Below are 19,222 nucleotides of genomic sequence, written 5' to 3'. Positions count from 1 at the left end.
CTGTTACCGGCGCGCCATGCCCCACTCCCCGCTCCCCGAATGGTCGCCGCACGCGGCCATGTGGCTCGGCTTTCCGAGCGATCCCGAACTCTGGCTCGAGGACCTGGCGCCCGCGCAGGCCGAGGTCGCCGCGCTCGCCGAGGCGCTCCACGCCGGCGGTAAGGGCGAGGAGATCCTTCTCGTCGCCGCCGACGAGACCGCTGCGGCCGAGGCCCGCCGCCTCGCCCCCTTTGCGAGCGTGCTGGTGGAGCCGTTCGGCGACATCTGGCTGCGCGACACGGGGCCGATCGTGCTCGGCTCGGGCACCGACCGGCGGGCGCAGGGCTTCGGCTTCAACGGCTGGGGCGGCAAATACGACCTCGAGGGCGACGACAGCATCGGCGAGCGGCTCGCTGGCTCGGCGGCCCTCCCCTACGCCAAGGCCGACTGGATCCTCGAAGGCGGCGCGATCGACGGCGACGGGTCGGGCACCTTCCTGACAACCGAGCAGTGCCTGCTCAACCCCAACCGCAATTCCGGGCTGAGCCGCGCGGACATCGAGGAGCGGCTCGCCCGCGACCTCGGCGCGTCGAAGATCATATGGCTCGGCGAGGGGCTCGCCAACGACCATACCGACGGCCACGTCGACAATCTCGCGCGGTTCGTGGCGCCCGGCCGCGTGGCGCTTCCGACGCCGGCCAGGGACGACCCCAATGCGGCGGTGTTCGCCGATGCCGCCAGGCGCCTCAAGGCCGCCGGGCTCGACATCGTCAGCATTCCCTCGGCCGGGCGGGTCGAGGTCGACGGCGACGTCATCCCGGCGAGCTACATGAACTTCCTCGTCGGCAATGCGGCGGTGGTGGTCCCGCTCTACGGGGCCGAGAACGACGCAGCGGCGGTGACCGTCTTCCAGGCGCTGTTCCCGCAGCATCTGGTAACCGGGCTTCGGGCCGACCATATCCTGACCGGCGGCGGAAGCTTCCACTGCATCTCCCAACAGATCCCGGCCTGAGACACTTATGAGCACAATCAAGGTCGCCGCGCTCCAGCTCGAGCTTGGCGGAGACATCGACAGCAACATCGCTGCCGTCACCGGACTGGTGCGCGAGGCAGCGGGCAAGGGTGCCCAGGTGGTTCTCCCGCCCGAGCTGTTCGAGGGCCCGTACTTCTGCCGGACCGAGGACGACGGCCTGTTCGCCACCGCCAAGCCGACCGAGCAGCACCCGAGCGTGGTCGCGATGCGCCGCCTCGCCGACGAGCTCAAGATCTGGATCCCGACCAGCTTCTTCGAGCGTGACGGGCCGCACCATTACAACAGCCTCGCGATGATCGACCCCGACGGCAAGATCATGGGTACCTATCGCAAGAGCCACATCCCCGACGGCCCGGGCTATGAGGAGAAGTTCTACTTCCGCCCCGGCAACACCGGCTTCAAGGTGTGGGATGGCCCCGCCCACGAGAAGCTCGGCGTCGGCATCTGCTGGGACCAATGGTATCCCGAGACCGCCCGCGCGATGATGCTGATGGGCGCCGAGATCCTGTTCTACCCGACCGCGATCGGGACCGAGCCGCACGACCCCGACCTCGACACCAGCCGGCTGTGGCGGCGGGCAATGATCGGCCATGCGGTCTCGAACGTCGTGCCGGTGGTCGCCGCGAACCGGATCGGTACCGAGGGCGACCAGCGCTTCTACGGCCACAGCTTCATCTGCGACGAGCGCGGCGACCTGCTCGCCGAGTTCGGCGCGACCGAGACCGGGGTGCTGACCGCCGAGCTCGACCTCGACCAGGCCCGCCGCCACCGCGCCGCCTTCGGCTTCTTCCGCGACCGCCGGCCGGAGCTCTACGGACGCCTGGTCCAGGACATCTAAACCTGAACAAGGTCTCGAATGTCACAGGGTGCGCGAGTCGTTCTTCGACCCCGGTTCGCGCTTGCGGCGGATCGCACGCCGATCGAGTCAAACCATCGAAAGAACCCCAACGGCGAACCGCTGGGGTGAGTTAAGCAAATGAAATCCTACGTTACAAGGCTCTCGCCCGGTGACGCCGGTTGCGCTCACCGAAACGTGACGCTGGTGACCGCGTTGAAGGTGCTCTTGAGGTAGCCCATATATTTGCGACGCTCTTCCTCGATGCCCGCGATGCTTGGCCCCGACATGCAGCTCGCCTGCGATGTGAAGGTGTAGGCAGATGAAGCGAGCTGGCGCTGGAAACGCGCGCTGATCTCTGCCGGGCGCTGGGCGCTCCAGAAGGTGCCCGAAATAAACCAGCGCGGTTCGCTTGTCCTCACCCTGCAAAAATAGGCTTGCGAGCCGGGGGTCGGCGGCTCGGTCCCGCGTGACTTGCGCTGGGATGGTGTACTGCCCGGCGGGCAATAATAGGGAACGATCGTTCCGAGCACGTCGCGCTGCCGGCAATTGCGGAGGCCATCGGTCGGCGTCGTTTGCGCGAGCAGCAGCAAGAGCAGCATGGGCTTCCCTCTCGAGCGAATGTGTCGGCTTAGAATTTACCCCGGCCAGTGCCGGAGGCAAGCTGCCGAAATCGCACGCCTCCGGCTGCCCGGCGCAACCGAATGGCCGCCCCCGCGGTTCATGGCGCGAACTCACCAGGCCGGTCGGAGTGGGGCAGCGTATTTCCTGTCGATTGGCGGCCCCTGACCGGACTGCAGATGTACGAGATTTCCCCCTATCACCTCGTGCTGGTCGCCTTTGGCGCGATCATCATCATCGCCTACTGGCTTCCGCGCTTCGTCTCGGGGCGCGAGCCGGCGGCCTCGGCATTGCTGATCGGATTGGGGTTTCTCGCCTTCGGCTGGATCCCGGGCATGCCCGAGACCATCGACCCCATCGCGCTGCCCAAGCCGTGGGAAGTGATCAGCGAGATCTGCATCGTGGTCGGACTGTTCGGGGTTGGTCTCCGGATCGACAAGCTATCGTCGCGCGGCCTGTGGAAGCCGACGGTCCGGCTGCTGATCGTCGCCATGCCGCTTTGCATCGCCGCGGTCGCCTTTCTCGGCTGGGCGTTCGCGGGCATGACGCTGGCGGGCGCGCTGCTGCTGGCGGCGGTGCTCGCGCCGACCGACCCGGTGCTCGCGGGCGACGTCCAGGTTGGCGCCCCGCTCGAGGGGGGCGAGCATCCGGTGCGTTTCTCGCTCACCACCGAGGCGGGGCTTAACGACGGGCTCGCCTTTCCGTTTGTCTATCTCGCGCTGGGAATCGCGGCCGCAGGCTCGCTCACCGGCGCGGTGCTGACCGAATGGCTGTGGCTCGACGTCGCCTACCGGATCGCGGTGGGACTGGCCTCGGGCGTGGCGCTTGGCTGGCTGCTCGGCAAGCTGCTCTTCTCCTGGCCGCGCAAGAACCCGCTGGCGGACACCGAATCGGGCGTGATCGCGCTCGCCGGGGTGCTCGCGGTCTATGGCCTGACCGAGCTGGTCGAAGGCTATGGCTTCATCGCGGCCTTCGTGTCGGGGCTGACGCTGCGGCGGCAGGAATCGAACCACGAGTTCCATACACAGCTCCACGGCTTCAGCGAGGCGATCGAGCATGCGCTGACCGCCGTGCTGCTGGTCGCGCTCGGCGCTGCGCTGCCCGCCTTGTTGCCCGCGCTGACCTGGAAGGGCGCGGCGATCGGGGCGGCGCTGTTGTTCCTGATCCGGCCGCTGGTCGGCTGGCTGTCGCTGATCGGCACCTTCGAGAAGCATCGCGAACGAGCGGTGGTCGCCTTCTACGGGGTGCGCGGGATCGGTTCGATCTATTACCTCGGCTATGCCGGCTCGCACGCCGAGCTCACCAACGAGGCCGAATTGTGGGCGATCGTCGCCTTCACCATCCTGCTTTCGACCGTGGTGCACGGCTTCACCGCGGGCCTCGCAGTCGATCGGGCGACCGGCCAGCAGGAGCCGGCCTGAGCGTCAGCGGGCGGTGGCCCGCCCCTCGGGATGGCTGCCCGCGCGCTGGGGCACCAGGAGGATCAGGAGGACGATGGCACCGGCGAGGACCGCGGTGGCGAGCGGGCGGCTGAATTCGAGCCCGCCCTTGGCGACCGGCTTGTCGAGGAAGTCGCCGACGGTCGCACCGAGCGGGCGGGTGAGGATGAAAGCCGCCCAGAACAGCAGCACGCGCGAGATGCTGGTGGCGAAATAGAGCGCTGCGAGCAGCGCGAGCGCGCCGCCGAACAGGAGCGCGGCGCCCGAATAGCCGAGCGAGCCGTCGGCCACCCAGTCGCCGAGCGCGGTGCCGAGGGTCTGCGAGAACGTGATGGTGATCCAGTAGAAGGTCTCGGCCCGGGCGCTGGCGATGCGGTTGACGTCGACCGTGCCGAGCGTCCGGTACCAGGCGACGAGCGAGGCGAGGACGAGCGCGAAGAGAAGCAGCGAGCCGCCGGGATAGCCGAGGCCGATCGAGCGGGTCGCGAAGTCGGCGAGCGTCGTGCCGGCGGTGGTCGAGGCGATGATCGTCGCCCAGTAGAGCCAGGGATGGAAGCGGCGGGCACGGACCTGGAGCCAGACCAGGGCCAGGAGCAGGACGCCGAAGATGGCGGTGCCGACGAGATAGCCGTTGAGGCCGCTGCTGCCGGCGCCGGGCGTGGTTTCGCCGAGCCAGCTCATGCTGACCGCGTCGCCGCCGGTCTCGCCGAGCGTGGTGGCGAGGATCTTGATGATCCAGAAGCCCAAGGTGACGACCGGGACCTTGCTGTGGGCGTCTTGCTGGGCGTCGGTCATGGGCAAGGCCTTTCGGGCGGCGTCAGAAATCGAGCCGCCAGTAGATGCTGTCGTACCATTGATCGCCGATCAGCCAAGTCTTCTCGGCGCGGCCGGTTTCGACGAAGCCGTGGCGCTGGAGGAGCTTGATCGAGGGCGTGTTGCGGGGGTCGGTGTCGGCGGTGAGGTGGCTCGTCCCCAGCCGGCGGCGGTGGGCGAGGAAGGCGGCGAGCGCCTCGCTCGCATAGCCGCGGCCCCAGTGCGCGGGGTCGAGGAGATAGCCGATGTCGGGGAGCTTCCACGCGCCCAGCTTGCCGATCACCGCGCCATCGAGCGTGATGATGAAGTCGTCGCCCTCGGCCGGCGGATCGAGCATCGAGCGGACCCAGTCGGCGGTCTGCCTGACGCTCTCGTGCGGGAGCGTCGACCAGTAACGCATGGCTTGGGGATCGCGCATGATGCGGTGCATCGCGCCGACATCGTCGATCCGGGCGCGGCGGAGGAGCAGCCGCTCGGTGGCGATGCTCTCAACCAGGGCGGTGCTCCATCGCCATCGCGAAGACATCCTCGAACATCGGGGCGGTGAGGCGGCCGGTGTTCTGGTTGTAGCGGCTCGAATGATAGGTGCCGAGGAGGATCCGGCCGTCGGGCGCGGTGACCATGCTGCCGTGGCCGAACTTGGCGTGCATCGGGCGAAGGCCGAGCGCACGGGCGGCGGCAGTGTGGGCGATGGCGCCCAGCGCGACGAGCACGCGGACCTTGGGGAGCTGCGCCAGCGCGGCCTCGAAATAGGTGCGGCAGGTGGCGATCTCGGCGGGCAGAGGCTTGTTCTGCGGGGGCAGGCACTTGACCGCGTTCAGGATCAGCGCGCCCGCCAGGCGGACGTCGTCGGACGGGTCGGCGCGGTAGGTGCCGGTCGAGAGGCCGAATTTGGCGAGGGTCGCGTAGAGGAGGTCGCCGGCGAAATCGCCGGTGAAGGGCCGGCCAGTGCGGTTGGCGCCCTGCTTGCCGGGCGCCATGCCGACGACCGCGAGCCAGGCGTCGGGATCGCCGAACGCGGGGACGGGCGAATTCCACCAGCCGGGATGCTCGGCGCGGCACTCCTCGCGGAAGCGGACGAGGCGCGGGCAGAGCGGGCAATCGCGCGGGGCTTCGGCGCCGGGCACGGGGGAGACGATGGGCGGGCTGGCAAACAGCATGGGCGAGCGATAGGCGAGCGGGCGTGACAAGCCAAACGCACCTTTACGCGATCGCCATCGGGTCGAACCGGCCGCACGGACGCCACGGCCGGCCGGCGGGCGTGGTCGCGGCGGCGATTGCGGCGCTCGACCATGACTTCACCCTGTTCGACGCGGCGCCGCTGCTGCTCAATCCGGCGAGCGGCGGCGCGGGCCGCGACTTCGCCAATTCGGTCGCGGTGGTCGAGAGCCCCCTCCCCCCGCCCGCGATGCTCGCCGCGCTGAAGCAGCTCGAGCGCGATTTCGGGCGGCGCGGCGGGCGGCGCTGGGGGAGCCGGGTGCTCGATCTCGACATTCTCGGCTGGGATGGCGGCCGGTGGCGGAGCCGGACGCTCGTCATCCCGCATCCGCGGCTGGCCGAACGCCCATTCATGGCGCTCCCACTGGCGGCAATCGCGCCTTCCTGGCCGATCGGGGGCGGACTTACGGCCAGGCATGTCGCAAGCCGCCTTGGCAAGCGGCGCCCAAGGCCCTAGGTGCGCCCTCGCGTGGGCCGTTAGCTCAGTCGGTAGAGCAGCTGACTTTTAATCAGCGGGTCGCTGGTTCGAGCCCAGCACGGCTCACGCCTTAGTGTTTTCGAACCAGCTGAGTCCCTTGTCGGCGGCATCGCCAAGCGATGCCTCGTGGTTCGAGCCCAGCACGGCTCACGCCTTAGCCGTTTTCGAACCAACTGAGTCCCTTGTCGGCGGCATCGCCGAGCGATGCCTCGTGGTTCGAGCCCAGCACGGCTCACGCGTTTCCACAAACCGAGATGCGTCACCCCTGCGGTCGTGGGGCCGTGAGCACATACTGGTCCACCCGGTAGCGCTGGCTTTCGGGCTTGGAGAAACGCAGCTTCTTGGCGTTCATGTCGATGGTGACGCTGTCGAAGGCGCGCAGCGCGTTCATGCCGAGGAGCAGCGCGGGGCTGTCGTCGAACCCGAGCGCCCGGAAGGTGTGCGCGTCGGCAAAGGCGATTCCGAGGTTCTGGAAGCCGACGTTGCCGACGTCGAGCTCGCGGACCGTCATGTAGCTTGCGGGAAGGATCGTGCCGGTGACCGAGCGCAGGTCGAGCGGCGCGAGGCCCGAGAGCATGCGGCGTTTCGCCAGCGCGGCGCGCAGCGCCATGTTGCCGATCGAGACTTCGGATCCGGTATCGAGGATCACCGTCAGCCGCTGTCCGTCGAGGAGCGCGTGGGTGACGATCAGCCGGCCCTCGCGCTTGCGGGCCTCGACGACGATGGTGTCGGGGTCGAGCCGCTTGGCCGCGCGCTCGTTGGGAAGGATGGTCAGCAGCTTTTTCTTGAAGTCGAAGCGGACGAGCGCCGAGCGAAGGACGTCGGTGCCGAGGATGCCGTCGGCGCCGACATGCTGCGCTTCGAGGAGCGGCGCGTCGATGTCGGGCATGGCGCGGTTGGCGACTCGCAGTCCCCGGACCGAGGCGGTGGCGACCTCGTCGAAGCCCGTGACGCTGTGGAGCTTGGTGCGGCGACCGGCGGGAAGCAGCAGCCGCTCGGCGAGTTGGCGCGAGACCGCGCTACCGTCGGCGCCGGTGTCAACGAGGAAGCGGAAGGGCCCGGCGCTGCCGATGGTGACGGGGAGCGTCATTCGGTCGTCGGCGAGCGTGGTCAGCTTGAGCTGATCGGCGTTGCCGGGCGCGGCGGGCGCTTGGCCGGTGGCCGTCTCGAGCGTGGTGACCTTGGCGGCCGGCGGCGCTGGCGACGCGGCCTGGGTGGCGGTCAGAGCGGCGAACAACAGCAGGATCATCGCATCGACTCCCTCTTCATCGAGGAGAGCGTATCCTACGCTTATTCCCGAGATGGCGCCATCGGGTGCAACCCTTTGGTAAACCTTGCGCGGCTAGACAGGCGATGTGGGGAAATGACGGTCGGCTGCAGCTTGCTGCGGTCCGGGAGCTATATTGTGGATGAGATGCCCGTCGAGACGACCCTGTATTCGCTCAGCGATCAGGCCCCCCAGCCTGAGGATCGCCGCGATGGCGACCGCCACCTCACCCTGTTCCGCGTCGGCACCATGCTGCTCGAGGGCCGCCGCGAGCTCTGCCTGATCAAGAACATCTCGGCCGGCGGGGCGATGCTCCGGCTTTATACCGGCGGGCTCAAGATCGGGCAGGCGCTGACGGTCGAGCTCAAATGCGGACAGCCGTTCTCGGGCAAGGTCGCCTGGGTGCGCGAGCCCAATGTCGGGCTCGAGTTCGAGCGGCCGATCGACGTCATCGCCATGCTCAGCCAGAGCGAGGATGGCCCCCGCCCGCGCATGCCGCGGATCGAGACCAGCAGCGGTGTCACCATCCGCGAGGGCGCGAGCATTCATCGCGGGCGCGCCTGCGACATCAGCCAGGGCGGGCTCAAGGTCGCGACCACGGTCGCCTTCCCGCGCAATGCCGAGGTGGTGGTGACCCTGCCGGGCCTCGCGCCGCAGCCGGCGGTGGTGCGCTGGACCGATGGCGGGTTCGCGGGGATCACCTTCAATCGCCTGCTGCCGCTCCCGACGCTGATCGAATGGCTGCAGCACCGGCGCGGAGAAAGCCGCGCCGCCTGAGGGCGACGCGGTCCTTCACTACCGAAAATCGGAACTCGCTTATTCGCCCGGCGAGTCGGGGGCGATCGGGGTCACCCAGCGCGAGGCTGCGACGCGCTCGCTGAGCGTCAGAGGCTTGGACGCAAGGCCCGGGCGGCGGAAGTCGGCGGTGACGCGCGGGCGCGGGGTCGGCACGTGACGGAGCAGGAGCTCGGGCGTCAGCGGGGTATGGAAGTTGATCCCCGCACGGGTGCCGCGAACCCAGATCACCTTGCCGGCGACGATCAGGTCACCGCGGCGAAAGCGGATCTCGGCGCCCTCGACCGGAAGCGAATCGGCCTCGACGAGCGCGCCGTCGGCCGACAGATTGCGCAGCTTCACGGCGAGCGACTGCCCGGAGAGCTCCACAAAGGCGGTCAGAAGGACGTTGGAACGCCGCTCGCGCCTGTTCTGAACCTGGGTGCTTTCATCCATGCCGGACAGAAGTAAGGCGATGAGGTAAAACTTCATTTAACGGGGGGGCATGCGAACGATTCTCCCAGCGGCATTCGGCATCGTCCTGTTTGCCTTTCTCGCGCTTACCGGCGGCGCCCTGTCGCCGGTCGATCGCGACATCGTCCTGTGGTGGGCGGCGTGGCGCGCGGGCGCGCCGCACGGGACCGAGGCGCTGGTGGTCTTCACGCAATTGGGGAGCGCGCCGTTCCTGCTGACGGTCACGCTCCTCGGCGCGCTCTGGGTGGCGCGGCGCGACGGGTGGCGCGAGGGTCTGCTGCTCGCCGGCACCGTGGTGGCGGGGCGGCTGGTAGAGGAAGGGCTGAAGCTCATTTTCGCGCGGCCCCGCCCGGGGTTCGACGCGCATCCGGTGATGGTTCACTCGAACAGTTTCCCGAGCGCGCACGCGGCGAACAGCATGGTGACCTTGCTGGCGCTTGCGCTGTGGCTCGTGCCCGAGCGGTGGCGGCGCCAGTCCGTGGTGGCGGCGGTGACCCTGAGCGTGATGATCGGCTCGACCCGGCCGATGCTCGGAGTGCACTGGCCGAGCGACGTGCTCGCGGGCTGGCTGTTCGGGATCGGCTGGGTGGCGGCGGCCTGGGCGCTCAGGACGCGCGGACGAAGCGCAGCATGAGGTTGTTGGCGGGCATGGCGCGGCGCTCGGCGAGCGTGAAGCCATGGGTCCGGGCCTGCTCGGCGAAGGCGGCGAGGTCGCGCAGGCCGTAGCGGGAATCGCGCTCCTTCAGCGCGGCGTCGAAGGCGAGGTTCGAGGGAGCGAGCGGCTGGCCCGGGACGCGCCACGGGCCGTAGAGGATCAGCGGGGCGCCGGGCGACAGGAGCCGCGCGGCGCCGGCGAGAAGGCCGGTCGAGGCCTCGGGCGGCGAAATGTGGACGAGATTGACCGCGAGGATCGCGTCGGCGTGGGTCAGCGGCCAGTCGGCGGCGAGCACGTCGAGCGCGAGCGGCGCGCGGAAATTGGGGGATCCTTCCTCCTCGCGATAGGCCGCGATCGAGGCGCGCGCCTCGGGATCGGGATCGGTCGGCTGCCAGGCGAGGTCGGGCAGCGCCTCGGCGAAATGGAGGGCATGCTCGCCGGTGCCGGCGGCGATCTCGAGGATCGTGCCGGTGGCGGGAAGCCAGTCGCGCAGCACGGCGAGGATCGGCTCGCGGTTGCGCAGCGCGGCGGGCGAGGAACGCTTCACCTGACCTTCGCGGTCGCGCGGGCGCGGCGTTCGCGGACGATCAGCCAGAGGAAGAGGCCGAAGGGACCGGCGAAGAAGGTCAGGAGCAGGATCGGCGCCTGGACCAGACGGCCGAAGCCCTTGGCGTCCGCATCGCGCGAGATCCACAGGCCGACGAAGAGGTCGAAGGCGAGATAATGGGTCCAGCCGACGACCACGCCGCCGTCGGTCGCGAAGATGCTGCGGATGCCCTCGATGCTCTGGAACGAAGCACCCGCCCCTGCCCCGCCCGGATCGACCGCGCCGGCGAGGAGAAGGGCCAAGAGGACGCTGTAGGTCAGGCACAGGAGGCCGACCCCGGCGAACAGGATGATCGAATAAATGGCCGGCCGCCGGGGAGCGAGGATGAGCAGCGCCCAGGCGACCAGCGCGAGGAGGTTGGTGAAGCCGAAGAGGCTCGCCCACATGGGGTCAGCGGTCTCCGACTTCGCTCGGGGTCGGGGCCTCGGCGGCGGCGGGCACCGGCTCCTTCCACGCGACGACGGGCTTCCTTGCCGCGAGCGTCTCGTCGAGGCGGCGGCGCGGCGCATGGTGCGGTGCGGACTTGAGGCTCTCGTCGCCTTCCTTGCAGCGTTCGGCGACCGAGCGCAGCGCCATGATGAACTGGTCGAGCGCGGCCTTGCTCTCGGTCTCGGTGGGTTCGACCAGCATCGCCCCGTGGACGACCAGCGGGAAATACATGGTCATCGGGTGGAAGCCCTCGTCGATCAGCGCCTTGGCGAGGTCGAGGGTCGAGACGCCGTCGGCGAAGCCCTTATCGCTGAACAGGGCTTCGTGCATGCAGGGACCCGAATGGGCGAAGGGCGCGTCGAGCACGTCCTCGAGGCTGCGCAGGATGTAGTTGGCGTTGAGGACCGCGTCCTCGGCCACCTGCTTGAGGCCATCGGCACCGTGGCTGAGGATGTAGCTCAAGGCGCGGGTGAACATGCCCATCTGCCCGTGGAAGGCGGTCATTCGGCCGAAGCTCTGCAGCTTTCCGCCGAAATGCTCCTCGGCGAAGGCGTCGGCCTGTTCTTCCTCGATCAGGTGGACGACGCCGTCGGCGGTCCGCGCGGTGTAGGGCAGCGGGGCGAAGGGCGAGAGCGCTTCCGACAGGACCACCGGGCCCGAGCCCGGACCGCCGCCGCCGTGCGGGGTCGAGAAGGTCTTGTGAAGGTTGATGTGCATCGCGTCGACGCCGAGATCGCCCGGACGGACCTTGCCGACAATCGCGTTGAAGTTGGCGCCGTCGCAATAGACGAAGCCGCCCGCCGCATGGACCGCGTCGCTGATCGCCTTCATGTCGGGCTCGAACAGGCCGCAGGTGTTGGGGTTGGTGATCATCACCGCGGCGACGTCGGGGCCGAGGCGCGCCTTCAGCGCCTCGAGATCGACCCGGCCTTCCGGCGTGGCGGGGATGTTCTCGACCTTGTAGCCGGCGAAGGCCGCCGTCGCGGGATTGGTGCCGTGCGCGCTCTCGGGCACCAGCACCACCGAGCGCGCGTCCCCGCGTGCCTCGAGCGCGGCCCGGATGCACAGGATCCCGCACAGCTCTCCGTGGGCGCCCGCCTTGGGGCTCATCGCGACGCCGTGCATGCCGGTCAGGTCGATCAGCCAGAAGGCGAGTTCGTTGATGAGCTCGAGCGCGCCCTGCACCGTCTCGCGCGGGGCGAGCGGGTGGATGTCGGCGAAGCCCGGAAGCCGGGCCATCTTCTCGTTCAGGCGCGGATTGTGCTTCATCGTGCACGAACCGAGCGGAAACAGGCCGAGGTCGATCGCGTAATTCTGGCGCGACAGGCGGGTGTAGTGACGGACGGTCTCGGGCTCGCTGAGACCGGGAAGGCCGATCGGGTCCGACCGGAGCAGCGACGCGATTCCGCCCGTGGACTTGTCGGCGGGGGCGATGTCGACGCCGGTGGTCTGGGTGTCGCCGATCTCGAAGATCAGCGCTTCCTCGAGCATCAGCGCGCGGTTGCCGGTGACGGTGCCGGTATCGGTCGCGCCGGCGACAGGGGTGGTGGGCTTCCAGCCGCTCTGGTTGATGGTCACTTGACTGCCTCCGTCAGCGCCTTCGCCAGCGCATCGATATCCTCGTCGGTCGCGGTTTCGGTGACCGCCACGACCAGCCCGTTCGAAAGGGACGCCTCGTCCGGGTAGAGCCGGCCGAGCGACACCCCGCCGAGCACGCCGCGCTCGACCATCCGGTGAACCGCCGGGCGGGCCTCGACCGGAAGCTCGAGGGTGAATTCGTTGAAGAAGAGGTCGTTCACCAGCCTGACGCCGGGGATGGCGGCGAGCTTGTCGGCGGCGACCCGCGCCCTGGCGTGGTTGAGCTCGGCCAGTTGGCGCAGCCCCTTCTCGCCGAGCAGGGTCATGTGGATCGAGAAGGCCAGCGCGCACAGCCCCGAGTTGGTACAGATGTTGCTGGTCGCCTTCTCGCGCCGGATGTGCTGCTCGCGGGTCGAGAGGGTGAGGACGAAGCCGCGCTTGCCGTCGGCGTCGATGGTCTCGCCCGCGATCCGGCCGGGCATCTGGCGGATATGCTTTTCGCGGCAGGCGAACAGGCCGACATAGGGGCCGCCGAAATTGAGGCCGACGCCGATCGACTGGCCTTCGCCGACCACGATGTCGGCGCCCATCTCGCCCGGGCTCTTGAGGAGGCCGAGGGCGACAGGCTCGGTCACGACGACGATCAGCAGCGCGCCCTTGGCGTGCGCGGCGTCGGCGAGCGGCTGCAGGTCGGCGACGCGGCCGAGGATGTCGGGATACTGGACGACGACCGCGCTGGTCTCGCCGTCGATGCGCGCGGCGAGATCGTCGAGGTCGGTCGTGGGCGAGAGTTCGGGTGCTGCCGTCTCGAGCGTGTCGCCAGTGAACTTCGCCATGGTCTTGCAGACCGAGACGTAATGCGGGTGAAGGCCGCTCGAGATGAGGGTCTTGGCCTTGCGGCTGATGCGGCGGGCCATGCCGATCGCTTCCCAGCAGGCGGTCGAGCCGTCGTACATCGAGGCGTTGGCAACCTCGCAGCCCATCAGGCGCGCGACCTGGCTCTGGAATTCGAACAGGACCTGGAGCGTGCCTTGCGCGATCTCGGGCTGGTAGGGCGTGTAGGCGGTCAGGAATTCGCCGCGCTGGATCAGGTGATCGACACTGGCGGGGACATGGTGCTTGTAGGCGCCGCAGCCAAGGAAGAAGGGCACCTCGCCCGCGGGCACGTTCTTGCGTGCGAGCGCCGACAGGTGGCGCTCGACCTGGAGCTCGCTGGCATGCAGCGGAAGGTCGCGGATCGGGCCGTCGAGACGGGCCTCTTCCGGGACGTCGCGGAACAGCTCGTCGACGTGGGCGACGCCGATCGTGTCGAGCATCGCCGAACGATCGGCATCGGAGAGCGGCAAGTAGCGCATCTAGGGCTTTCTCATGGTGAAGCGGAGACGGACGTAATCGGCGGTGGGGTTGCCGTGGCGGCGGGCGACGGCGGCGGCGATGGCGGGGCGTTGATCCTGCGGAACCTCGGCACGGTCGAGCCACCCCTTGCGGAAGGCGAGAACCCAGCCCTCGACGCCATGCTCGAGTTCGGTCGGTCGGTCGATCAGCTCGGCATCGACGTCGCGGAAACCGACGCTTTCGTAGAGCTCGGTGAATTCCTCGGGCGTCGGATACCAGTTGGCGGCATAGGTCGGCGGGCCGAAGCCTCGGGCGACGAGCTCGTCATCGAGGTGCCGGCGAAGCGTGGCGAGATTGCCCGCGCCACCCATCTCGCCGACGAAACGGCCGCCGGGCTTGAGCGCGAACCAGATGGCGCGGGCGGCGCGCTGCTTGTCGAGCACCCAGTGGAGGGTGGCGTTCGAGAAAGCGGCGTCGAAGGCTTCGGAAAAGCGCAGATCGGCGACGTCCATCAGCCGGGCGTCGAGCCCCTTGGCCCGCGCCGAACCGATCATCGACAGATTGTTGTCGATCCCCACCACCTCGGCGCCGGCGTCCTTGATCTTGAGCGTCAGCGTGCCGTCGCCGCAGCCGACGTCGAGGATGCTCTCGCCCGGCTGCGGGGCGAGGAGCTCTAGCGCGGCCTGGCCGAGCGCGGGGACGAAGCCGCCGTAGCGGGCATAGTCGGCCGCGTTCCAGTCGGAGGTGGAGAGGATGGTGGTCATGCGAAGCACCCCAACCCATCGTTCGTGCTGAGCGAAGTCGAAGCACGCTTGCGCCAGCGCCCTTCGACTTCGCTCAGGGCGAACGAGGTTGGGGAAAGGCTCAAAGCGTCTCGACCCAGGCGCGGTAGGCGGCTTCGTCCATCAGGCCGTCGAGCTCGGACGGGTTTGACAGGCGGAGCTTGAAGAACCAGCCTTCGCCCTCGGGATCGGTATTGATGACCGAGGGGTCGTCGGCGATCGCCGGATTGGCTTCGACGACTTCACCGCTTGCGGGGGCGTAGACGTCGCTCGCCGCCTTGACCGATTCGACCACCGCGGCGTCGCCGCCCTTGGTCAGCTGCTTGCCGGCCTCGGGTGCCTCGGCGAAGACGATGTCGCCGAGCTGGCTCTGCGCATGGTCGGTGATCCCGACGGTGGCGGTGTCGCCCTCGACGCGGATCCACTCGTGTTCCTTGGTGAAGTGGAGGCTCATGCGGTTTTCCCCTTGCGATGGTAATTGTGCGGAACGAACGGAAGCCTGGCGACGGCGGCGCTGAAGAGCTTGCCGCGCTGCTCGAGAGTGAGGGCGGTGCCGGGCTCGGCGAGATGGGTCGCGACATAGCCCATGCCGATCGGCGCTTCGAGGCTCGGCGAGAAGCCACCGCTTGTGACCCGGCCGACCTCATTGCCCTCGACGTCGAGGATGCGGGCACCCTCACGGACCGGCTGGCGCCCCTCGACGGTGAAGCCGACGCGCCTGGTGATCGCGCCCTGCTCGAGCTCGGCGAGGATGCGGTCGGACCCGGCGAACCCGCCCTCGGCGCGGCGACGCTTGTTGATCGCGAACAGGAGGTCGGCGGCGACCGGCGTGGTCGTCTCGTCAAGGTCGTGGCCGTAGAGCGGAAGGCCGGCTTCGAGCCGGAGCGAGTCGCGCGCGCCAAGACCGATCGGGCGGACCCGCTCGTCGGCAAGGAGAAGGTCGGCGATCGCATCGGCGGCGGACGCCGGGATCGAGATCTCGACCCCGTCCTCGCCGGTGTAGCCCGAGCGGCTGATCCACGCCTGGACCCCGCCGAGGTCGAAGGCACCGGCCTGCATGAAGCCGAGTTCCGACACGCCCGGCGCGTGGGCCGCAATCACTGCCACCGCATCGGGGCCCTGCAGCGCGAGCAGCGCCTGGTCGGCGAGATAGGTGAAGGCGAGACCGGCGGCGCGGAGCACGTCCATGTCGCCATGCTTGGTCGCGCCGTTGACCACCAGATACCAGCCGTCGGGCCGCTTCGTGATCATCAGGTCGTCGACGATCCCGCCTGTCGGGTTGAGAAGCAGGCTGTATTTCGGCCGCGCCTCGCTCATCGCCTGCAGATCGCCGGGAAGCAACGTCTCGAGCGTCGCGGTCGCGTCGAGCGGCACGATAAGCTGGCCCATGTGGCTGACGTCGAACAGGCCGGCGTGGCTCCGCGTCCAGCGGTGCTCGGCGATGATGCCCTCATATTGGACGGGCATGTGATAGCCCGCGAAGGGCACCATCCGGCCGTTACGGGCGCGATGCCAGGCATCGAGGGGCAAGGTGGCAAGTTCGGTGTCGGGGACGTCGGCCAAGGCAAGCTCCGAAAGGTTCGGCCCTCCCCCTCGTCGCCATTGCGACTCGCGGAAAAAGCGCACGAACCCCCGTCTGTCGCTTTGGACCTGAGAGCTTTCCCCCGGTGACCCGGGGTTACCCCTTCGGCGGCCACGACCGGAGCCGCAGCACTTTCCAGACAGCCTCGACCAACGCGCGGTCCTTTTGCCTGAGAGATTCCGGGGGCGGTTGCTCCTTCGGCGCCCTGGTCGAGCCAGGGCCTCTCCCGCGCGAGTCGCCCGGCGTTGCCGCCGGACTGGCTGGCTCCGGCTCTAGAGGGGGCGTCCCCCAAGTCAACGCGCCTTGAGGCCAGGGGTGAAGATTACACTTCGGGCCGTGCTGTGATAGGCTCCGGCGCGCATTGTCAGGGGGATTGATCGATGCGTCACATGAAGCTGCTGCTTGCCACCACGCTCGCGCTCGGCGCGGCGATGCCGGTGCGCGCCGACACCATCTGCGAATGGATGGATTTCGCTCGCAAGGCGCTGCCCGACCGACCGCCTCAGGGCCAGTTGACCATGATCCGCGACGGCCAGGGCGACCATAGCGAGACCAAGGTCGCACTCGCCATGTTCGAGGCGCTGAACGCGATCGACCATCGCTACAAGAGCTATGTCGGAATGCCCGTCGGATCGGCTGCCGCAGACCAGCAAACCGCGGCAATGACCGCGGCGACCGAAGTCCTGCTCAGGCTCGCGCCCGGCAACAGGACCGCGGTGCAGGAAAGCTATGATCTCGCGTTGGCGGGAGTGGCGGAGGGGCAGGCCAAGGCCGACGCCATCGCGATCGGCAAGCAGGCGGCCGCCGCCGTGCTCGCGCTCCCCGATATCGATGCCAGGGTGAAGCAGGCCGACTATCGGCCGCTGACCACGCCCGGCCAATGGGTGCCGACCGCCCTGCCCGTGCTCGGTCCCTACACGGTCGCCTACCGGCCATGGATCCTGACGAGCGCGAGCGAAGTGAGGCCCCCTGCCCCGCCGGCGCTCACCAGTGCCCGCTACGCCACGGACCTCGAGGAAGTGCGCCGACTCGGCGCGATGAACAGCAAGGAGCGGACGTCGACCCAGACACTGATGGCGCGCTACCGCATCAACAGCGACGAAATGCCGGCGCTCAGGGAGATGATGGACCAGCAGGGGCGGCGGCTGGTCGACAATGCCCGCGCCTTCGCCCTCTACGACATGGTCGGGGACGACGCCGGGATGGCGATGGCGGACGGCAAGCTCCACTATAATTTCTGGCGGCCGATCACCGCGATCCGCAATGCCGACAAGGACGATAACCCCGCGACGAGCATGGATTCCGGGTGGGTGCCGCTCATCAATACGCCGATGCATCCCGAATATCCGTGCGGCCACTGCATCGGTGCCGGTGCGACCGCCGAGCTAATGACCGCGCTCGGCGGAAAGAAGCCGGCCTGGGGCGTCCGGATCGCAAGCGGCTCGCTCGGCACCTCGGCGGTGCAGGTGACCCCCGACTGGGACGAGTGGGCGCGGCAGGTCAGCTTCTCGCGGACGCTGGGCGGCGTCCACTACCGCTTCAGCAACGAGGCGGGCGAGGCGATGGGGCGCAAGGTTGCAAGGCTCGGGCTCGAGCGCGTGCTGCAACCGTTGCCGGCGGCCGAGGTCCGGCCCGCCTCCTAGCGGGTGGCGTTGTAGCGGAGCTGGTCGGGGGTCAGCTGGAAGCCGACGAGCTGCTCGAAGGTCGCATTGGCGACGGCCGAGCGGATCCGCGGATCGGTCAGCGGATCGACCGCGGCGTCGGCGTCCCCGGGCTTGCGCTCGCGGGTCAGCTCGCGCTGGATGTCGGCCGGGAGCGCCACTGCCGAGCGGAGCACGCGGACGGTCGCCTGGCTGTTGGTCTGCGCGCGCTGCGAACCGGCCGGGAAGTTGAGCGCCACCGCGCCGACCTTCTTGGCGACGAGGTTGGTCCCGCCCTGCACCGCGACGGCGAAGAAGGGCAGCACGACCTGGCGCGCGGGGCCGGCATCGCGGCGGGTCGCGACGACGTCGAAGGTCGCGGTGCTGACGACGTTCTGTGCGTCCTCGCCGCATTGCGAGCGCAGGTTGGTGATGGTGGCGACCACGTCGATCGCGCGGCTGTCGCGGCTGGTCGCGGGATCGAACAGGGTGACGTCACCGGTCGCGGCGGGAATCGCGACCTGCGGGCAGCCGGTGCGGGTCACGTAGACCCCGCCGTCGGCGATGCGCGGGCCGTTCGAGCAGCCGGCGAGCGCCAGAGCGATGAGGGCGGTGGCGGCGGGCGCCTTGAGGCGAGCAAGCGACTTCGTCATGGGACAAGGCTCATAGGAAGGCCCTTCTCTCCTAGCAAGCGATGGCTTACATGGCCGCCATGCTCGAAGGCCTTACGCCCGCCCACCTGATCATCGCTGCGCCGCGCGGTTTCTGCGCCGGCGTGGAGCGCGCCATCCGGATCGTCGAGCTCGCGCTCGAGCGCTACGGCGCGCCGGTCTATGTCCGCCACGAAATCGTCCACAACAAATATGTGGTCGACCGGCTGAAGGCGATGGGCGCGGTCTTCGTCAAAGAAGTGAGCGAGGTGCCCGACGGCGTGCCGGTGGTCTTCTCGGCGCATGGCGTGCCCAAGACGGTGCCGGCCGAGGCGCGCGACCGCGGGCTCGATTATCTCGACGCGACCTGTCCGCTGGTCAGCAAGGTGCACCGCCAGGCGCAGCGGCTGATCGAGGCCGGGCGGCATATCGTGTTCATCGGCCATGCCGGACATCCCGAGGTGATCGGCACCTTCGGGCAGGTGCCGGCGGGCGCGATGACCCTGGTCGAGACCGAGGAGGATGTGGCGACGCTCAGCGTCCCCGATCCCGAGAACCTCGCCTTCCTCACCCAGACGACGCTGTCGGTCGACGATACGGCTGCGATCGTCGCGGCGCTTCACGAGCGCTTCCCGGCGATCAAGGCGCCGCGCGGCGAGGACATCTGCTACGCGACCTCGAACCGGCAGGCGGCGGTCAAGGCGATCGTGCCCAAGGTCGAGAAGATGCTGGTGATCGGCGCGCCGAACAGTTCGAACTCGCTGCGGCTGGCCGAAGTCGCCGAGCGCGAAGGGGTGCCGGCGCGGCTCATCCAGCGCGCGGTCGAGATCGACTGGGAGTGGCTGGGCAAGCCCAAGGCGATCGGGCTGACCGCCGGGGCGAGCGCGCCCGAAGTGCTGGTCGACGAGGTGATCGAGGCGCTGAGCGAGCGGTTCCTCCTGACGACCGAGGAAGCCGAGCACGTTCCCGAGGGACTGACCTTCAAGCTGCCGCGCGAACTGGTCGCGTGAAGCCGGATCCCGTCGACCTCCCG

Annotated in this window: 22 protein-coding genes, 1 tRNA gene and 1 riboswitch; of the genes, 9 read left to right on the top strand and 14 right to left on the bottom strand. The window is 69.0% G+C overall.

Annotation, left to right across the window (positions count from 1 at the left end; translation table 11 throughout):
• Positions 1 to 16: 16 nt before the first annotated feature.
• On the top strand, positions 17 to 991 hold the full coding sequence (locus ABD693_RS08420; RefSeq protein WP_344696615.1) for an agmatine deiminase family protein: 975 nt from the start codon (positions 17 to 19) through the stop codon (positions 989 to 991).
• A gap of 7 nt (positions 992 to 998) precedes the next feature.
• Positions 999 to 1,850, top strand: a complete 852-nt coding sequence (gene aguB, locus ABD693_RS08415; RefSeq protein WP_344696614.1) for an N-carbamoylputrescine amidase — start codon at positions 999 to 1,001, stop codon at positions 1,848 to 1,850.
• Positions 1,851 to 2,035: 185 nt separating this feature from the next.
• On the opposite strand, the gene ABD693_RS08410 is transcribed toward aguB, so the two are convergent.
• The gene (locus ABD693_RS08410; RefSeq protein WP_344696613.1) at positions 2,036 to 2,449 is read right to left on the bottom strand and encodes a hypothetical protein; all 414 of its coding nucleotides are present in this window, start codon (positions 2,447 to 2,449) and stop codon (positions 2,036 to 2,038) included.
• 198 nt (positions 2,450 to 2,647) lie between these two features.
• Here ABD693_RS08410 and ABD693_RS08405 point away from each other — a divergent pair, with 198 nt between their 5' ends.
• Complete coding sequence (locus ABD693_RS08405) at positions 2,648 to 3,889, top strand: cation:proton antiporter (protein WP_344696612.1); 1,242 nt, start codon at positions 2,648 to 2,650, stop codon at positions 3,887 to 3,889.
• 3 nt (positions 3,890 to 3,892) lie between these two features.
• Here the strand turns inward: ABD693_RS08405 and ABD693_RS08400 are convergent, their stop codons facing one another.
• The 3 genes from ABD693_RS08400 to ABD693_RS08390 are packed head-to-tail and all read right to left on the bottom strand — an operon-like array spanning position 3,893 to position 5,880.
• Positions 3,893 to 4,702: a COG4705 family protein gene (locus ABD693_RS08400; protein ID WP_344696611.1), complete on the bottom strand. Its 810-nt coding sequence runs from the start codon at positions 4,700 to 4,702 to the stop codon at positions 3,893 to 3,895.
• Positions 4,703 to 4,724: 22 nt separating this feature from the next.
• Positions 4,725 to 5,246, bottom strand: a complete 522-nt coding sequence (locus ABD693_RS08395) for a GNAT family N-acetyltransferase (protein ID WP_344696610.1) — start codon at positions 5,244 to 5,246, stop codon at positions 4,725 to 4,727.
• Positions 5,209 to 5,880 carry a uracil-DNA glycosylase gene (locus tag ABD693_RS08390; protein WP_344696609.1) on the bottom strand — a complete coding sequence of 224 codons (672 nt, stop codon included), beginning with the start codon at positions 5,878 to 5,880 and terminating at the stop codon, positions 5,209 to 5,211. Before ABD693_RS08390 ends, ABD693_RS08395 begins: the two co-directional genes overlap by 38 nt.
• A 23-nt stretch (positions 5,881 to 5,903) precedes the next feature.
• Here ABD693_RS08390 and folK point away from each other — a divergent pair, with 23 nt between their 5' ends.
• Positions 5,904 to 6,395 (top strand): 2-amino-4-hydroxy-6-hydroxymethyldihydropteridine diphosphokinase, encoded by a 492-nt coding sequence (folK, locus tag ABD693_RS08385; protein ID WP_344696608.1) that lies wholly within the window; start codon positions 5,904 to 5,906, stop codon positions 6,393 to 6,395.
• 14 nt (positions 6,396 to 6,409) lie between these two features.
• A tRNA-Lys gene (locus tag ABD693_RS08380) sits at positions 6,410 to 6,482 on the top strand.
• A gap of 193 nt (positions 6,483 to 6,675) precedes the next feature.
• On the opposite strand, the gene ABD693_RS08375 is transcribed toward ABD693_RS08380, so the two are convergent.
• Positions 6,676 to 7,665, bottom strand: a complete 990-nt coding sequence (locus ABD693_RS08375; protein ID WP_344696607.1) for an aspartyl protease family protein — start codon at positions 7,663 to 7,665, stop codon at positions 6,676 to 6,678.
• Positions 7,666 to 7,830: 165 nt separating this feature from the next.
• Between ABD693_RS08375 and ABD693_RS08370 the strand changes: the two genes are divergently transcribed.
• Complete coding sequence (locus ABD693_RS08370) at positions 7,831 to 8,460, top strand: PilZ domain-containing protein (RefSeq protein ID WP_344697601.1); 630 nt, start codon at positions 7,831 to 7,833, stop codon at positions 8,458 to 8,460.
• A gap of 39 nt (positions 8,461 to 8,499) precedes the next feature.
• Here ABD693_RS08370 and ABD693_RS08365 read toward each other — a convergent pair whose 3' ends face one another.
• Positions 8,500 to 8,949: a PilZ domain-containing protein gene (locus ABD693_RS08365; RefSeq protein ID WP_344696606.1), complete on the bottom strand. Its 450-nt coding sequence runs from the start codon at positions 8,947 to 8,949 to the stop codon at positions 8,500 to 8,502.
• Positions 8,950 to 8,962: 13 nt separating this feature from the next.
• On the opposite strand from ABD693_RS08365, the gene ABD693_RS08360 reads away from it, so the two are divergent.
• Complete coding sequence (locus ABD693_RS08360; RefSeq protein WP_344696605.1) at positions 8,963 to 9,565, top strand: phosphatase PAP2 family protein; 603 nt, start codon at positions 8,963 to 8,965, stop codon at positions 9,563 to 9,565.
• Here the strand turns inward: ABD693_RS08360 and ABD693_RS08355 are convergent.
• The 7 genes from ABD693_RS08355 to gcvT form a co-directional block, all read right to left on the bottom strand.
• Positions 9,537 to 10,133, bottom strand: coding sequence for a DUF938 domain-containing protein (locus tag ABD693_RS08355; RefSeq protein WP_344696604.1), 597 nt, complete (start codon positions 10,131 to 10,133; stop codon positions 9,537 to 9,539). The genes ABD693_RS08360 and ABD693_RS08355 overlap by 29 nt on opposite strands.
• The gene (locus tag ABD693_RS08350; RefSeq protein ID WP_344696603.1) at positions 10,130 to 10,579 is read right to left on the bottom strand and encodes an ABA4-like family protein; all 450 of its coding nucleotides are present in this window, start codon (positions 10,577 to 10,579) and stop codon (positions 10,130 to 10,132) included. The genes ABD693_RS08355 and ABD693_RS08350 overlap by 4 nt, the downstream gene beginning before the upstream one ends.
• Positions 10,580 to 10,583: 4 nt before the next feature.
• Positions 10,584 to 12,200, bottom strand: a complete 1,617-nt coding sequence (gcvPB, locus tag ABD693_RS08345) for an aminomethyl-transferring glycine dehydrogenase subunit GcvPB (RefSeq protein ID WP_344696602.1) — start codon at positions 12,198 to 12,200, stop codon at positions 10,584 to 10,586.
• Positions 12,197 to 13,555: an aminomethyl-transferring glycine dehydrogenase subunit GcvPA gene (gcvPA, locus tag ABD693_RS08340; RefSeq protein ID WP_344696601.1), complete on the bottom strand. Its 1,359-nt coding sequence runs from the start codon at positions 13,553 to 13,555 to the stop codon at positions 12,197 to 12,199. The genes gcvPB and gcvPA overlap by 4 nt, the downstream gene beginning before the upstream one ends.
• The gene (locus ABD693_RS08335) at positions 13,556 to 14,299 is read right to left on the bottom strand and encodes a class I SAM-dependent methyltransferase (RefSeq protein WP_344696600.1); all 744 of its coding nucleotides are present in this window, start codon (positions 14,297 to 14,299) and stop codon (positions 13,556 to 13,558) included. It abuts the gene before it with no gap.
• 100 nt (positions 14,300 to 14,399) lie between these two features.
• On the bottom strand, positions 14,400 to 14,771 hold the full coding sequence (gcvH, locus tag ABD693_RS08330; RefSeq protein ID WP_344696599.1) for a glycine cleavage system protein GcvH: 372 nt from the start codon (positions 14,769 to 14,771) through the stop codon (positions 14,400 to 14,402).
• Entirely contained in the window at positions 14,768 to 15,880 is a 1,113-nt protein-coding gene (gcvT, locus tag ABD693_RS08325) for a glycine cleavage system aminomethyltransferase GcvT (protein WP_344696598.1), read from the bottom strand. The genes gcvH and gcvT overlap by 4 nt, the downstream gene beginning before the upstream one ends.
• A 166-nt stretch (positions 15,881 to 16,046) precedes the next feature.
• Positions 16,047 to 16,138, bottom strand: a riboswitch (glycine riboswitch).
• Positions 16,139 to 16,288: 150 nt separating this feature from the next.
• Between gcvT and ABD693_RS08320 the strand changes: the two genes are divergently transcribed.
• Positions 16,289 to 17,542 (top strand): vanadium-dependent haloperoxidase, encoded by a 1,254-nt coding sequence (locus ABD693_RS08320; RefSeq protein ID WP_344696597.1) that lies wholly within the window; start codon positions 16,289 to 16,291, stop codon positions 17,540 to 17,542.
• Here the strand turns inward: ABD693_RS08320 and ABD693_RS08315 are convergent.
• On the bottom strand, positions 17,539 to 18,192 hold the full coding sequence (locus ABD693_RS08315; protein WP_344696596.1) for a hypothetical protein: 654 nt from the start codon (positions 18,190 to 18,192) through the stop codon (positions 17,539 to 17,541). The genes ABD693_RS08320 and ABD693_RS08315 overlap by 4 nt on opposite strands.
• Positions 18,193 to 18,251: 59 nt before the next feature.
• Between ABD693_RS08315 and ispH the strand changes: the two genes are divergently transcribed.
• Entirely contained in the window at positions 18,252 to 19,199 is a 948-nt protein-coding gene (gene ispH, locus ABD693_RS08310; protein WP_344696595.1) for a 4-hydroxy-3-methylbut-2-enyl diphosphate reductase, read from the top strand.
• Positions 19,200 to 19,222: the final 23 nt, after the last annotated feature.

It is taken from the genome of Sphingomonas rosea, assembly GCF_039538065.1.
GTDB lineage: Bacteria > Pseudomonadota > Alphaproteobacteria > Sphingomonadales > Sphingomonadaceae > Sphingomicrobium > Sphingomicrobium rosea.
This window is presented reverse-complemented; position numbering and strand designations above follow the sequence as displayed.

Coding starts and splice junctions, on each gene's coding strand:
- ABD693_RS08420 (WP_344696615.1), top strand. CDS start 17: ATGCCCCACTCCCCGCTCCCCGAATGGTCGCCGCACGCGGCCATGTGG.
- aguB (WP_344696614.1), top strand. CDS start 999: ATGAGCACAATCAAGGTCGCCGCGCTCCAGCTCGAGCTTGGCGGAGAC.
- ABD693_RS08410 (WP_344696613.1), bottom strand. CDS start 2,449: ATGCTGCTCTTGCTGCTGCTCGCGCAAACGACGCCGACCGATGGCCTC.
- ABD693_RS08405 (WP_344696612.1), top strand. CDS start 2,648: ATGTACGAGATTTCCCCCTATCACCTCGTGCTGGTCGCCTTTGGCGCG.
- ABD693_RS08400 (WP_344696611.1), bottom strand. CDS start 4,702: ATGACCGACGCCCAGCAAGACGCCCACAGCAAGGTCCCGGTCGTCACC.
- ABD693_RS08395 (WP_344696610.1), bottom strand. CDS start 5,246: ATGTCTTCGCGATGGCGATGGAGCACCGCCCTGGTTGAGAGCATCGCC.
- ABD693_RS08390 (WP_344696609.1), bottom strand. CDS start 5,880: ATGCTGTTTGCCAGCCCGCCCATCGTCTCCCCCGTGCCCGGCGCCGAA.
- ABD693_RS08375 (WP_344696607.1), bottom strand. CDS start 7,665: ATGATCCTGCTGTTGTTCGCCGCTCTGACCGCCACCCAGGCCGCGTCG.
- ABD693_RS08370 (WP_344697601.1), top strand. CDS start 7,831: ATGCCCGTCGAGACGACCCTGTATTCGCTCAGCGATCAGGCCCCCCAG.
- ABD693_RS08365 (WP_344696606.1), bottom strand. CDS start 8,949: ATGAAGTTTTACCTCATCGCCTTACTTCTGTCCGGCATGGATGAAAGC.
- ABD693_RS08360 (WP_344696605.1), top strand. CDS start 8,963: ATGCGAACGATTCTCCCAGCGGCATTCGGCATCGTCCTGTTTGCCTTT.
- ABD693_RS08350 (WP_344696603.1), bottom strand. CDS start 10,579: ATGTGGGCGAGCCTCTTCGGCTTCACCAACCTCCTCGCGCTGGTCGCC.
- gcvPA (WP_344696601.1), bottom strand. CDS start 13,555: ATGCGCTACTTGCCGCTCTCCGATGCCGATCGTTCGGCGATGCTCGAC.
- ABD693_RS08335 (WP_344696600.1), bottom strand. CDS start 14,299: ATGACCACCATCCTCTCCACCTCCGACTGGAACGCGGCCGACTATGCC.
- gcvH (WP_344696599.1), bottom strand. CDS start 14,771: ATGAGCCTCCACTTCACCAAGGAACACGAGTGGATCCGCGTCGAGGGC.
- ABD693_RS08320 (WP_344696597.1), top strand. CDS start 16,289: ATGAAGCTGCTGCTTGCCACCACGCTCGCGCTCGGCGCGGCGATGCCG.
- ABD693_RS08315 (WP_344696596.1), bottom strand. CDS start 18,192: ATGACGAAGTCGCTTGCTCGCCTCAAGGCGCCCGCCGCCACCGCCCTC.
- ispH (WP_344696595.1), top strand. CDS start 18,252: ATGCTCGAAGGCCTTACGCCCGCCCACCTGATCATCGCTGCGCCGCGC.